This window comes from Micromonospora sp. BQ32 (genome assembly GCF_059358895.1).
This window is the reverse complement of record NZ_JCADBI010000011.1, coordinates 152,117-166,002: the sequence shown is the minus strand read 5'-3', so window position 1 is coordinate 166,002 and position 13,886 is coordinate 152,117. Positions and strand designations below refer to the sequence as shown.

Sequence of the window (13,886 nt, the reverse complement as noted above, 5' to 3'; positions counted from 1 at the left end):
CCCAAGGGTGGTTGATCGACCCGGCTCTCGGAGACGGCGATCACCGCCGACGGGGCGTGATCAGCCCCGACTCGTACGCCCACACGACCAGCTGGGCCCGGTCGCGGCAGTGCAGCTTCGCCATGGCCCGGTTGACGTGTGTCTTGGCGGTCAGCGGGCTGATCACCATGCGCGCGGCGATCTCGTCGTTGGTCAGCCCGCGGGCGACCAGCTCGACGATCTCCTGCTCCCGGGCGGTCAGCACGTCGCGTCCGGCCGTCGGCACGGCCGGCGGTGGGCCGGCCACGAACTCACTGATCAGTGTGCGGGTGACGGTCGGTGCGAGCAGCGCGTCGCCGCGCGCGACGACGGTGACGGCGTGCAGCAGGTCGGTGGGGTCGGCGTCCTTGAGGAGGAAGCCGCTGGCGCCCGCGCGGAGGGCGGCGAAGACGTAGGAGTCGAGCCCGTAGTTGGTGAGGATGAGAACGCGGACCGCGGCGAGGTCGGGATCAGCGGCGATGCGCCGGGTGGCCTCGATGCCGTCGAGGCCCGGCATCTGCACGTCCATCAGGACGACGTCCGGGCGCAGACACCGCGACAGGTGGACGGCCGAGGTGCCGTCGGTCGCCTCGCCGACGACCTCCAGGTGGTCCTCGGCGTCGAGCAGGGCCCGGAAGCCGGCGCGCATCAGCGCCTGGTCGTCGGCGAGCAGCACCCGGATCATCCCGGCTCCTCCCCGCGGCGGGCGGTCATCGTGGGCCGTCCAGCGGGAAGGTGGCCCGCACCGTGAACCCGTGGTCGTCGTGCGCGGCGGCTCGCAGCGTGCCGCCCAGGGCGCTGACCCGCTCCCGCATGCCGCGCAGGCCCACACCCGGGGTCAGCGGCTCGGCCGGCGACGCCTGACCGTCGTCGGTGACCGCGACGGTCAGCTCCGCCGGGGCGTACGCCACCTCGATGTGCGCGGTCGCGGGGCCGGCGTGGCGGGCCACGTTGGTGAGCGCCTCCTGGATGACCCGGAACCCGGCCTGGTCGACCTCGTCGGGCAGGGTCGCGCGCTGGCCGGTGACGGTCACCTGCACCGGTACGCCGACCGCCCGGGTGCGCTCGGCCAGCTCGTCCACCCGGGCCAGCCCGACCCGATCGCCGTCGGTGGGTGCGCGTAGGACGTCGAGGGTCGTGCGCAGTTCCCGCATCGCGGTGCCGCTGGCCTCCTGGATCGCCAGCAGCGTGGCCGACGGCTCCTCGCCGTGCTTGCGGGCCAGGTGCACGGCGATGCCGGCCTGCACCTTGATCACCGAGATGCTGTGGGTCAGGGAGTCGTGCAGGTCGCGGGCGATGCGCAGGCGCTCCTCCCCGGCGCGCCGCAACGCCATCTCCTCGCGGGTGCGTTCGGCCTCGATCGCCCGCTGCTCGACCTGCTCCAGGTACGCCCGGCGCTGCCGGGCGACGAGCCCGGCGACGTTGGCCGCCACGAACCAGCCGAGCAGCAGGGCCGTCCGCTCGGCGACCAGCTGGCCTGGTCGGCCGGCCGGCGCCATCGAGATGTCGCGGGCCAGGAAGCCACCGAGGAAGGCGAGGCTGGCCACGGCGGCGGCCGACCGGTGTCCCTGCCAGGCGCTGACGTAGACCGCGCAGAGGACGGGGAACGCGGCGGACACCCCGGGGTGCACCCGGACGTGAACGGCCAGCATGGCGACGGTGACCACGCCCAGCGCCACCACCGGGTAGCGCCGGCACGCCGCCAGGGCCATCACCGTGGCCAGGACCAGGACGACGTCGAGCACCTCGACCGGCGCGGCGTCCGGGGTGAGCACGGCGTTGCCGAGCAGGAGGACGCCGAGGGCGAGACCGCCGAGGGCGGACGGGAGGTCACGGCGCATGGTCGCACTGTAGAACGGCCGTCGTCGGTGGAGCATCCCGCGAGCGTGGTACCTGCGGCGTACCACGGGCGCGGTATCCGCGGCGCGGCAAGTGTCTGCGGTGGAACGACGCTTTCCCGGCCCGCCGCCGCAAGCATCGAGCCATGACATACCGCTTCTTCACTCCCACGCCGACGAGGGCGGCCACCGGCCGGACCGCGGCGGTCTACCAACAGTTGCGCGACGACTTTCTCGGGCCGTTGCCGACCTTCCAGGCGCTGTCGGCCGTGCCGGAGGTGCTGGCCGCGACCTGGGCCCTGATGCGGGAGGCGCTGCTCGCCGGGGACGCGCCCCGGGTCGACCGCGAACTCGTCGCGGCCGCGGTGTCCCAGGCCAACCGCTGTCAGTTCTGCGTCGACGCCCACGTGCTGCTGCTGCACGCGCTGGGTGAACCGAGGCTGGCCGAGGCCGTCGCCCAGGGTGAGACGCCACCCGAGCCGAGGTACGCGGAGCTCGTCCGCTGGGCGCAGGCGAGCCGCGGCCCCAGAGCCGCCGACTGGACCAGCCCGTACCGCCCGGAGATCACCGGCACCCTGCTCGCCTTCCACTTCATCAACCGGGTCGTCTCGGCATTGCTCGACCCCGATCTGCTCCCCGGCGGCCTGCAACGGTCTCCACTGGTGCGCTCGGTCGGGGGTCGGCTCTACGCGAGGGCGGCCCGGGAGCCGAAGGAGCCCGGCCGAAGCCTCCCGCTGCTCGACGCCGACGCGACGGCAACACCGGCCTGGGCGGGGGACAGCCCGGTGGGCGTGGCCTACGCGTCGTTGCGAAAGGCCGCCACCCGGGGCGGGGAACTGCTGGGCGACGTGGCGCGCCAGACCGTCACGGCCACCGTGCGCGGGGAGGACGGGCGGTTTCCGGCCCGGCCCGCGGACTGGGCCGTCGACCTGGTCCGGGATGTGCCGGGCACGGACCGCATCGGGACGCGGATCGCGTTGCTGGCGGCGTTCGCGCCCAGCGCGATCAGCCTGGGCGACGTCGCGCTGTGGCGGCTCTCCCACCCGGCCGACGCCGACCTCGTGCGGTTGGTCGCGTACGGGGCGATCACGGCCACCGATCACGTCGCCCAGGCCCTCGCCTCGGCGCACCGCTAGGAGGTAACCCATGCGCAAGGCACTCGTCATCATCACCGCGCTGTTGCTCGTCGCGTTCGCCCTTCAGTTCGTCTTCGCCGCCGTGGGCGGGTTCACCAGACCCGCCGGCGACGACGCGTACGCGCTACACAGCGTCAACGGCATGGCGGTCATCCCGGTGCTCACAGTGCTCACCGCCCTGTTCGCCGCGCTGGCGAAGGTGCCGGGCCGGCTCATCGGGTTGGCGATCCTGCCGATCGGCCTGGTCGTGCTCCAGCCGCTCATCGCCATGCTCGCCGAGGCGTTCACCGACGCGTCGGGCGTCAGCACCCCGCTCGGGCTGACCATCGGTGGGCTGCACGCGCTCAACGGAATCATCGCGGTGCACGTCGTGGTCGGCGTGCACCGGGCGGCGCGAAGGCTGGCCGTCCCGGTGCCGGCCGGCGCCGCTGGGGTGGTCACCCGGGAAGGGGAGCCGGTATGACCACCGGTTCGCTGCTCGCGGCCGACCTCGTGATCGCGCTCCTCGCGGCCGCTGCCTGGCTCGGTGGTGGCGCCGCGTCCGCCGCCCGGCGTCGCCCGCTCGCACTGGGACTGGCGGCCGTCGCGCTGATCGCCACGCTCGCCCGCGGATCACGATCACCGCCCTCGCCCGCGCCGGCTGGTGGTTCGCCGCGGAGAAGATCCTCATCGCCGCCCCGCTGTCGCTCGCGGCGGTGGGCGTCGCCGGTCCGCGGCTGCTGCGGGCCCCGGGCGACATCCGGGCCGTCGCGGTCCCGCTGCTCTTCGCCGGGTACGCCGCGAGCAGCGCCCTGCTCGTGACGATCCTGCACGGCTTTCCGGCGTCGGCGGGGGCGGGGCTGCTCGCGGTCGCCGGGGTCGTCGCGGCGACGGTGGTGGCGTTCCGGGCCGACAACCCGGGAGTGTGGGCCAACCATTGCCACAACCTGGCGCACGCCGATGCCGGGATGACGCCTGCATCTCATGTACCCGTGATCGCGGATGCCGGTAGTTTTCTGCCATGACTGAGGACAGCTTCCGCTCGGTGGCGATCGAGCGCTCCAGCCTGGGCAACTACGTCGTGCGGAACATCCGTGGTGGGTCGGTGTCGTTGGGCACCGGCGAGGACGACAGTTTCACGCCGGTGGAGCTGCTGCTGGCCGCCATCGGCGGCTGCACCGCCGTGGACGTGGACCACATCACCAGCCGCCGTGCCGAGCCGACCGGGTTCACCGTCGCCGTCACCGGTGACAAGATCCGGGACGAGGCCGGCGGAAACCGGATGCGCAACCTGCGGGTCGAGTTCACCGTGACGTTCCCGGAGGGCGCGGACGGCGACCAGGCCCGGGCGGCGCTGCCCCGGTCGTTGCAGCAGTCGCACGATCGGTTGTGCACCGTCTCCCGTACCGTCGAGCTCGGCACTCCCGTCGCGATCGCCGAGACGCCGGGGCCTACCGGAGACTGATCGGCGTTGAGCACGGCTACTCAGGTCCGGTGTGGTCCGTTCGTGTGAGGGTGACGGCATGCGTCGACTAGTGGTGCCGCTGCTGATGGTCCTCGCCGTGGCGGTGGCCTGCGCCGAGCCGAACGCGCAGCCGGCTCGTCCGGGCCCGACGGTCGCGGAGCCGGTGCCCACGGAGCTGCTCGCCGACGGCAGCGTTCCCTGGGCCGACCTGAAGATCACCGACGAGGATCTCAACGGTCGCCCCGCCGCGCCGAGGAAGCCGGCCACCGGCAGCGAGCCGTGCCGTGCGCAGCAGCTGTCCGGCCGGCTCACCAACTGGACGCGGCCGGGCACCAGCGGCGAGAAGCCTCGCGGTTGGGACGCTGCCCTCGGCAAGCTCATCGGCGAAGTGGACGTGCGGAACTCGTCGACGGTGGAGTGCACCCTTGAGGGCGAGGTGCCGACGACCATGTTCGCCGGCGGTCGTGAGATCCCGATGCTCTACACCCATGACATCGACGAGGAGGGCCGCACCCGGGTGGTCGCCGTGCCGGCCGGTGGCCACGCCAGCCTGCGCCTGGACTGGTCCGGGCCGTTCTGCCAGCCCGTCAAGGGGCCGGTGGAGCTGGCGATCGAACTGCCGCACGAGGGCGGCACGTTGCGCGCACCGGTCACCGCCGACGAGCGTCCGGGTTGCCCGCAGGGGGAGGGGGTCCACCCCCGCGCGCGGGGGACGCTGTCCGCGAGTGGGTTCACCGAGCCGGTGGCGGTGTCGAGGCCCCCGTCCTCCCCGCTCGACCAGCTCACCGTCGCTGTCCAGGGGCCGGCGACCGCCGTCGCCGGGTCGCTGCTCACCTTCCGGGTGACGCTCGGCAACCCGACCGACGGCCCGCTGACGCTCGACCCCTGCCCCGGCTACCTGATGGAGCGGTTCTCTCTCGGCGACGCGACCAACGACGCGGTGAACTCGGCTCAGCTGTACCGGTTGAACTGCCGCGCGCTACCGCGGATCCCCGCTGGCGGCAGCACCGAGTTCGAAATGGTCGCCGAGGTGCCGGCCTCGATGCGGGCCGGGCGCGAGCTGACCGTGACGTGGAGTTTCTATCTGCCGCACTTCGTGCAGCGGGGCAACCAGTTTGGTGTGCTCACCCTGACGGTCGCCTGAGGAGCGTCGGGCCAGCCGCACCGGGAAACTGGCATGAGTGAGAACGGGGGATAGATGCTGTTGAGGGTATGGGAGCGCTCCCGTAACATACTTGACGCGGCCTGTTAACGCTCACAATCGGTCACCACGCAGCGACCGCCACCAATGCATAGGCCGCCGTCCCGCGAGGAGGGTGCTATATGACCAGATCCAGAGCAGCCAATGTCGGTCTGGTTGCGGCCGGCGTCGGCTTACTGGTGTCGTCGACAGTTGTCGCGGCGCTGCCGGCCGGTGCCGCGGCCGAGGGTTGTTCGGTGAACTACGCCGTGTCGTCGCAGTGGCAGGGCGGCTTCGGCGCCAACGTGGCGATCACGAACCTGGGTGATCCGTTGAGCAGTTGGACGTTGACCTGGTCGTACGGCGCCGGGCAGACGGTGACGCAGGCATGGAACACGTCACTGACGCAGAGCGGGTCGGCGGTGACGGCGAGGAACGTGAGCTACAACGGTGGGGTCCCGACCAACGGCACGGTGTCGTTCGGGTTCAACGGGTCGTGGACGGGCAGCAACCCCGACCCGACGAGCTTCGCCCTGAACGGCGTCACCTGCACCGGTGGCACGACGCCGACCGACCCGCCGACGGACCCGCCGACCGACCCGCCGACCGACCCACCGACCGATCCGCCGACGTGCAACCTTCCCTCGACGTACCGGTGGTCCTCCACCGGGGTGTTGGCGACCCCGAGATCGGGCTGGGTGTCACTCAAGGACTTCACCGTCGCCCCCTACAACGGCCAGCAACTCGTCTACGCCACCACCCACGACAACGGCACCCGATGGGGCTCGATGAACTTCGGCCTCTTCACGAACTACTCGCAGATGGCCTCGGCCAGCCAGAACGCGATGAACAACGCGACAGTCGCGCCGTCGCTGTTCTACTTCGCGCCAAAGAACATCTGGGTGCTCGCCTACCAGTGGGGTGGGCCGGCGTTCTCCTACCGGACCTCGACCAACCCGACCAACCCGAACGGCTGGTCCGCGGCGCAGACCCTGTTCAGCGGAAGCATCACCGGTTCGGGCACCGGCCCGATCGACCAGGCGGTCATCGGTGACGACACGAACATGTACCTGTTCTTCGCCGGTGACAACGGCAAGATCTACCGAGCCAGCATGCCGATCGGCAACTTCCCCGGCAGCTTCGGCTCCAACTACACGACCATCATGAGCGACACCACGAACAACCTCTTCGAGGCCGTTCAGGTCTACAAGCTCCAGGGCCAGACCCGTTATCTCATGATCGTCGAGGCGATCGGTTCGCAGGGCCGCTACTTCCGCTCGTTCACGGCCACCAGCCTGGGCGGATCGTGGACGCCGCAGGCCACCAGCGAGAGCAACCCGTTCGCCGGCAAGGCCAACAGCGGTGCCACCTGGACCAACGACATCAGCCACGGTGAGCTGCTGCGCACCAACGCCGACCAGACCATGACCATCGATCCCTGCAACCTGCAACTGCTCTACCAGGGCCGCTCGCCGCAGTCCGGCGGCGACTACGGCCTGCTGCCGTACCGGCCGGGTCTGCTGACCCTGCAGCGCCCGGTTTGATCACGCCCGACTGACCCGCAACGGGCGGGCTCGGCGTCACGCCGAGCCCGCCCGCGCCACGCCGGCCCCGGCCCCCAGCCCTCGGTTGGGGCCTGCCTGCCCGGTCCGACGCTTGATCCACTCGGGTTCGTGGAAGTCGCGGTATCCCGGTCGTCCTGACGCCGCGACCTCCTTGAACGCGAGTCGATCAAGCATCGGATCGCTCCCGTGACGGCTGGCTGACGAAGACGGGATACGACACGCCTCATCGGGGCAGCCGGTGGCTGACGAGTTTGGGACGATGCGCCGGTCGATCTACCGACATCACCCGACTCGAAGGGATCCCCCGCGATGGCAAAGGTCATCTCCACGCTGTTCATCTCGGCCGACGGTGTGGCCGAGATCGACCCGGACTGGCACTTCCCGTACTTCGACGAGAACATGGGCCGCGCCGTCACCGAGGACTATGACGCCGCCGATGTGCTGCTCATCGGCCGCGAGACGTACGACAGCTTCGCCGGGGCCTGGCCCGACCGTGAGGCCGCGGGTGGCGACGACGCACCGTTCGCCAAACAGCTCGGCGACATGCGCAAGGTCGTTGTGTCGCGTCAGCCGTTGGAGTTTTCCTGGCGCAACTCGGAGCTGATCAACGGGGATCTCCTCGACGCCGTCACCGCACTCAAGGCCGATGCCGGCGTCCGGGGAATCCTCATCCCCGGGTCGATCTCCGTGGTGCAGCAACTGCTCGCCGCGGGCCTGGTCGACGAGCTGCGCCTGCTGGTGCATCCGGTGGCCGCGCGTAAGGGCCGCAAGCTGTTCGACGAGGGCGATACGGCGTACCACCTGCGACTGGTGGCTTCGGAGGCGTTCCCGACGGGCGTCCTTCGCGTGATCTACGCGCCGGGCACGACGCCGACGCCGGTCGGCTACGACGAAATCAAGGACCAGGTGCCAGCCGGAAACTAGTGCTCGTTTCGGGGACGGCCGCCGCGCCGGCCGTTCTCGGTCCGAAGCCGTCACAGGCCCCTGTGAGGATCGCACCGTGGTCGCGTTTCCGGTGCTTCGCAAGCACGGCATGTGAGTGGAGTGGAACCGCAAGCAGTCTCGGCGGATCCGGGTCACCGGTGCCCGGTGGTATGCGCCGTTGAATTGACCACCACCGATTCATCCCACACTTCGGACCCGCTTTTAGTGAGGGTCATCGATATTGACGGTTGACCTCGACGGCGACAGGATCTCGGGCACCACCACCGTGATCCCTCCTGGGAGGCGCCATGACCCGTCCCCGCCTGCCCCGCCTGCGGGCAGCCACCCGGTTGGCCGCACTCGCCCTCGCCACCGCCGGCGTGCTGCTCACCGTCGCCACCCCCGCCAGCGCCGCTGTGCCCACCGGCCGCTACGTCGCGCTGGGCGACTCGTACACCGCAGGCCCGCTGATCCCCACCCAGGTCGACCTCAACTGCCTGCGATCCAACCGCAACTACCCGTCGCTGGTGGCGGCGTCCGCCGGCTCGTCGTCGTTCGCCGACGTGAGCTGCTCCGGCGCCACCACGGACGACATCCTCTACGGCGGCAGCGGCCAACTGGGCATCACGCTGCCACCGCAGCTCAACGCGGTCACGTCGAACACGTCGCTGGTGACGGTGCAGATCGGCGGCAACGACATCGGCTTCTCCGGCATCATCGGCGACTGCGCGGAGGCGAGCGTGAGCAGCCCGCTCGGGTCTCCGTGCAAGAACCGGTACACCGCCGGAGGTGTCGACCAGTTGCAGGCGCGGATCGTCGCCGCCACACCGAAGGTCACCGCCGTGCTCCAGGCGGTCCGGCAGGCCGCACCGGGCGCGCGGGTCGTGGTGCTCGGCTATCCGGCGATCCTGCCGGACACCGGTTACGGCTGCTGGCCGGTCGTTCCGATCGCCTACCAGGACGTGCCGTACCTGCGTGGCATCGAAAAGTCCCTCAACGCGATGCTGGCCAGCGTCGCCAGCGCCAACGGCGCCACCTACGCCGATGTCTACACCCCGTCGATCGGTCGCGACGCGTGCAAGGGCAGCGGCACCCGGTGGATCGAGGGTCTGGTGCCGCAGAACTCGGCCGCACCCTTCCACCCCAACGCCCGAGGCGAGCAGGGCATGGCCGCCGCGCTGCTGACCAGGCTGAACAGCTGACCGGGCCGTAATCGTCGAGCCCGCCCCGCTGGCAGCGGCGGGGCGGGCCACCCCTGCGGTGCGTCGCGTAGCCCGGCACCTCTCGGCACACGATCACCGGCCACCCGGGTCGAGAGGTGCCGGAGGCCCTCCTCGCTCCGTACGGTGGCCGGGCGCTCGCAGTGCGTGCGCGTGCCGGTCTCCCCGGCAGAGCCGGCGCGGCAATGCCCAGCCTCGCTGTGCTTGAGATCGAGGAGTCCGGGGTACCGAAAGCTATGCCGAATGTGGGGCAAGTCATCGGAGACCGTTACCGCCTGGTCGAAAGCATCGCCAGCGGCGGAATGGGTGACGTGTGGCGGGCGGTCGACGAAACCCTGGACCGCTGCGTGGCGGTCAAGATGCTGCAACCTCGGTTGGTCACCGACAGCGGCTTCGGTGAGCGGTTCCGGCGCGAGGCGCGGGCCATGGCAGCCCTGCGTCACCCAGGTGTCGCCCAGGTCTACGACTACGGTGAGGTGTCCCAGTCCGGAGCGCCGGTCCTCGCCTACATCGTGATGGAGTGCGTGCAGGGGCAGCCCTTGTCGGAGCGGATCGCCGAGGTCGGCCGGCTGGACGTGGCCGAGACGATGTCGATCGCCGCGCAGACCGCCCGTGCCCTGCAGGCCGCGCATGACGCCGGTGTCGTCCACCGTGACGTCAAACCCAGCAATCTGATCATCGAGCCGGACGGACACGTCGTACTCGTCGATTTCGGTGTTGCCGTGACGCAGGAGGCGGCGAGCCTGACCGCAGCGAACCAGATCGTCGGCACCGCCCTGTACATGGCGCCCGAGCAGGTCGCGAAGAACGAGACCACGCCGGCGATCGACATCTACGCACTGGGGGCTGTCGTCTACCACTGCCTCGCCGGTCGGCCGCCGCACCAGGGCGAGAACGCCGTCGCGGTGGCGCTGCGGCATCTCGAAGAGGAACCGTCACCGCTGTCCGAAGACGTTCCGGCGGAGGTCCGGCGTCTGGTCGCCACCGCGATGGCCAAGGAGCCCGCTCGCCGCTTTCCGACGGCAGCGGCCATGGCCAGGGCGGTGCAGACACTCGCGGATCCGTCTGACCAGTTGCTGTCCACTGCGGCCGGGGCGCCCGAGATCGGGGTGCGGACCGAGTTCACGGCTGCCCGGCGGTCGGCCCTCGGCGGCACGGTGAGCCGGGCGGTCACTCCTGGGCCCAGAGCGCTCGCGGTGCTTCTCGGATCGTTGGCCGCGGCGGCTGCCGTCCTGGTGCTCGCCGATCCCATCGGGATCATGCCCGGCCCGACCGGGCGACCGTCGACGCCTCCCGTGGTGCCGCCCGCGGTGTCGCCAACGGTGTCGCCAACGGTGCCGTCGCAGCGGAACCCGGGCCCCGGCGTCGGCGGCGGTGAACCAGCCACCCGCAGTTCTGCGGGCCTGCCGGTTCGAGCGCCCGGCTCCCCGATCCCGACCCCGACGCCCACCCGGGCCGCGGGCGAGGAAACGGTGGACCCATCGACGCCGTCCGGTGGAAGCACTGCGGATGTGCCCGGTCCCACCGCGTCCGAGAGCGCGCCTGCGGAGCCGACGGCAGCTCCGACGGAAGCCCCAACGGGCGGAACGACAGCGCCACCGACCGCGGGGACCACGGAGAACCCAGCGGCGGACCCAACCTCGGAACCGTCGGCGGAGGAATCGACGGCCGGAGGAGAGACCGCGGCGCCGCAGGTGTAGCCGACGGCGGCGACGACCACGGTCTCGCGACTGGACCGTGCCGCAAGACCCGCCTTTGCTCTGCACCCGCGGAAGCGCCATCCAGCGGCAGGCCGGTGGTGCCTCGGCGGGTGCAGAGCAAAGGGCGGGCACGTAAAGCGGGGCCGACCCGAGGCCGTCCTGGACGCCGAGGCGGATGCGGGTTGCCTGCGGAACGCAGTCTGGCGTGGCGGCCGAGGCCGCCACGCCAGCGGTGCGATGTCAGGAACTGGTCGGGATCAGCCGGTACGGCAGGTCACCGTCGGCCAGTTCCAGTTGCCGTTGGCCATGATCGTTAGGCCGAAGTTGTTGCCGTTGCCGTTCGGCGTCGCGGTGACGGTGCCACTGCTGCCGCTGACCGAGGCGTTCCAGCTGTTCTGAACGCTCTGGCCGCCGCCCAGACCGAGGCTGACGACCCAGCTGTTGGTGCCACTGACCGCGACATTGAGGTTGAACCGGTCACCCCATTGCTGGCCGGCGGAGAGCGTCGCGTTGCAGTTTCCGGTGCCTGGATTGCCGGTGGTGGGCCCGGAGGTCGGGTTGCCGCCGCCGCTGCCCTCCCGGACGGTGATGTCGGAGCTTCCGCTGCTCTGGTAGCCCTCGGTGGCCATGACCTGGTAGCTGTGGTTGGTGCCGAGGTTCAGGCCGGCGCGGGCCCAGGCGTCGAAGTGGTTGGCGGTGGTGATGGTGCCACTCGAGCGCTTCTGCTGGCGGACGCTCCAGAACTGGTAGAACGTCTGGTTGCCGTCGATCGACGGGGCGTTGACCCGCTGGCTGCGGAGGATGTCGTAGGTGCCGCCGTCGGTGGTGACAGTGCCCATCCGGGTGGCGCCGCTGCTCGGGTTGTAGCTGCCGAAGTTCTCCACCACGTAGTACTCGATGAGCGGGCTGCGCGTCCATCCGTACAGGGCGAGGTAGGTGTTGTTGTTGCCCGGGTTGTAGCTGCCCGAGTAGGTGACCGTCCGTCGGCTGCCGGTGGCCCAACCCTTGCCGCCGACCCAGTTGTTGGTGCTCCTGTCCCAGCTGCTGGTGTATCGGCCGTCGGCACGCAGCGTCATGCTGGCGTTGCCGCTGTCCTTCCAGAATGAGAAGTAGTACCCGTTGTGTGTGCCGGTGAGGTTCGAGGTGAGGGTCCGGTCGGCCTCGGCGTACGCGTTGGTGGCGGTCATCGTGCCGGCGACGGCCAGGACGGCGGCGCATGCGGCGCCGAGGAGCAACCGCATGCGGCCGCGCCTTCTTGGCATGGTGTGGCTGGTGTCGATCATGTAACTGTTGCCTCCTCTGAGGGCTGGCGGGGGCCAGCGGCGCGGTACGCCTCGGCGGGCTGCCGGTGGTCGGTAGCGGCCACGGCGTCGTACCGATCGGTGGTGGTGGGCCGGTCGTCCTGCACGACGACCGGAGAAGTGGGTCGTGGTGGCTGGTGCTGACGACAATCGAGTGTCGTCGATGGGGACCGTATTAACCCGGCCGTCGACTTGTCAACAATTTTCGGAAACACGGTGGCAACATTGCTGTCGTCATCCGAGCAGCATCCATCCAGGTCAGTAGTCGATCAGAACTTGGGGCGGTTACCGCGGCGTCGCGATGGCGAAGCAACGGTCCGGGTAAAGGTCGGCGAAATTTCCGGAGACTTTCCGGACCAAGGGCACCTGCCATGGTCAGCGGCACGCGCAGACGCTTCCGTTGCCCGACCGGTCAGCGACGCCGACGGGAGTTGAGCCGGGCGGCCTGACGGGTCAGGTGGTCGCGTTCGGCGAGGTTGGGGGCCTGCTGGGCCGCCTCGGTGTACAGCCGCGCCGCCGTCGCCAGATCGCCGTCGCGCTCGTGTAGGTACGCCGCCACCGCCGTGTACCGGGGCAGTGCGTCGTCGACCGCCGCGAGCGCCGTCAGGCCGGCCCTGGGACCGTCGGCCTCACCGACCGCCACCGCACGGTTGAGTCGGACGATCGGGTTCTCCGTCAGCCGCGCGAGTTCGTCGTACCACTCCACGATCTGCACCCAGTCGGTCTCCGCGGCGGTCGGCGCGTCCGCGTGCAGCGCCGCGACGGCGGCCTGGGCCTGGAACTCGCCCAGCTGGTCGCGGGCCAGGGCCGCCTGCAGGATCTCGACGCCCTCAGCGATCGACCGGGTGTCCCAGCGGCTGCGGTCCTGCTCGGCGAGCGACACCAGGCTGCCGTCCGGCGCGGTCCGGGCGGCGCGCCGAGCGTGGTGCAACAGCATGAGGGCGAGCAGCCCCGCCACCTCGGGATGGTCGATCGCGGCCGAGAGCTGTCGGGTGAGCCGGATCGCCTCGGCGGCGAGGTCCAGGTCACCGGAGTAGCCCTCGTTGAAGACCAGGTAGAGCACGCGTAGCACGGTGGCGACATCACCGGGTCGGTCGAACCGCAGCTTGGAGACGGTGCGCTTGGCCCGGCTGATGCGCTGCGCCATGGTCGCCTCGGGCACCAGGTAGGCGTGGGCGATCTGGCGGGTGGTCAGCCCGCCGACGGCGCGCAGCGTGAGCGCGACCGCGGACGACGGCGTCAGCGACGGGTGGGCGCACAGGAAGTAGAGCTGGAGCGTGTCGTCCACCGTGGGGGCCGGTCCTGGCGCCGGCTCCTCGTCGACGAGATCCTCACGCCGACGGCGGGCGGCGTCGGCTCGGGCCCCGTCGAGGAACCGTCGCCACGCCACCGTGGTCAGCCAGCCCAACGGGTCGCGCGGCGGGTCGGCCGGCCAGACGCGGACCGCCTCGACCAGGGCGTCCTGTACGGCGTCCTCGGCCGCCGCGAAGTCGATTCCGCGGCGGACGAGGATGCCGAGGACGCTCGGCGTGAGGCCCCGCAGCAGCGTCTCGTCCATCG

13 protein-coding genes are annotated in these 13,886 nt (G+C 70.9%); 9 read left to right on the top strand and 4 right to left on the bottom strand.

Features of this window, described 5'->3' with window-relative positions; genetic code table 11:
• Positions 1–40 precede the first annotated feature (40 nt).
• Positions 41–703 carry a response regulator gene (locus tag AC5L30_RS21380; protein WP_494869372.1) on the bottom strand — a complete coding sequence of 221 codons (663 nt, stop codon included), beginning with the start codon at positions 701–703 and terminating at the stop codon, positions 41–43.
• 25 nt (positions 704–728) lie between these two features.
• Complete coding sequence (locus AC5L30_RS21375; protein WP_494869370.1) at positions 729–1,859, bottom strand: sensor histidine kinase; 1,131 nt, start codon at positions 1,857–1,859, stop codon at positions 729–731.
• A gap of 143 nt (positions 1,860–2,002) precedes the next feature.
• Here AC5L30_RS21375 and AC5L30_RS21370 point away from each other — a divergent pair, with 143 nt between their 5' ends.
• The 9 genes from AC5L30_RS21370 to AC5L30_RS21330 all read left to right on the top strand — a co-directional run bounded on the left by AC5L30_RS21370 (position 2,003) and on the right by AC5L30_RS21330 (position 11,025).
• Positions 2,003–2,992, top strand: coding sequence for a carboxymuconolactone decarboxylase family protein (locus AC5L30_RS21370; RefSeq protein WP_494869369.1), 990 nt, complete (start codon positions 2,003–2,005; stop codon positions 2,990–2,992).
• A 10-nt stretch (positions 2,993–3,002) separates the two neighbouring features.
• Positions 3,003–3,455 (top strand): DUF6220 domain-containing protein, encoded by a 453-nt coding sequence (locus tag AC5L30_RS21365; RefSeq protein ID WP_494869367.1) that lies wholly within the window; start codon positions 3,003–3,005, stop codon positions 3,453–3,455.
• A 232-nt stretch (positions 3,456–3,687) separates the two neighbouring features.
• On the top strand, positions 3,688–3,996 hold the full coding sequence (locus AC5L30_RS21360; RefSeq protein WP_494869365.1) for a multicopper oxidase domain-containing protein: 309 nt from the start codon (positions 3,688–3,690) through the stop codon (positions 3,994–3,996).
• Entirely contained in the window at positions 3,993–4,436 is a 444-nt protein-coding gene (locus AC5L30_RS21355) for an OsmC family protein (RefSeq protein ID WP_494869364.1), read from the top strand. Before AC5L30_RS21360 ends, AC5L30_RS21355 begins: the two co-directional genes overlap by 4 nt.
• 58 nt (positions 4,437–4,494) lie before the next feature.
• Entirely contained in the window at positions 4,495–5,580 is a 1,086-nt protein-coding gene (locus AC5L30_RS21350) for a hypothetical protein (protein ID WP_494869362.1), read from the top strand.
• Positions 5,581–5,759: 179 nt separating this feature from the next.
• Positions 5,760–7,160, top strand: a complete 1,401-nt coding sequence (locus AC5L30_RS21345; protein WP_494869361.1) for a glycoside hydrolase family 62 protein — start codon at positions 5,760–5,762, stop codon at positions 7,158–7,160.
• A 330-nt stretch (positions 7,161–7,490) separates the two neighbouring features.
• A complete protein-coding gene (locus tag AC5L30_RS21340; protein WP_494869360.1) occupies positions 7,491–8,105 on the top strand; it encodes a dihydrofolate reductase family protein in 615 nt (204 codons plus the stop codon).
• Between the two features lie 308 nt (positions 8,106–8,413).
• The gene (locus AC5L30_RS21335) at positions 8,414–9,307 is read left to right on the top strand and encodes an SGNH/GDSL hydrolase family protein (protein ID WP_494869358.1); all 894 of its coding nucleotides are present in this window, start codon (positions 8,414–8,416) and stop codon (positions 9,305–9,307) included.
• A gap of 254 nt (positions 9,308–9,561) precedes the next feature.
• Positions 9,562–11,025: a serine/threonine-protein kinase gene (locus AC5L30_RS21330; protein ID WP_494869356.1), complete on the top strand. Its 1,464-nt coding sequence runs from the start codon at positions 9,562–9,564 to the stop codon at positions 11,023–11,025.
• Between the two features lie 257 nt (positions 11,026–11,282).
• On the opposite strand, the gene AC5L30_RS21325 is transcribed toward AC5L30_RS21330, so the two are convergent.
• Complete coding sequence (locus AC5L30_RS21325) at positions 11,283–12,266, bottom strand: glycoside hydrolase family 11 protein (RefSeq protein ID WP_494869354.1); 984 nt, start codon at positions 12,264–12,266, stop codon at positions 11,283–11,285.
• 472 nt (positions 12,267–12,738) lie between these two features.
• The gene (locus AC5L30_RS21320; protein ID WP_494869449.1) at positions 12,739–13,884 is read right to left on the bottom strand and encodes an RNA polymerase sigma factor; all 1,146 of its coding nucleotides are present in this window, start codon (positions 13,882–13,884) and stop codon (positions 12,739–12,741) included.
• Positions 13,885–13,886: the final 2 nt, after the last annotated feature.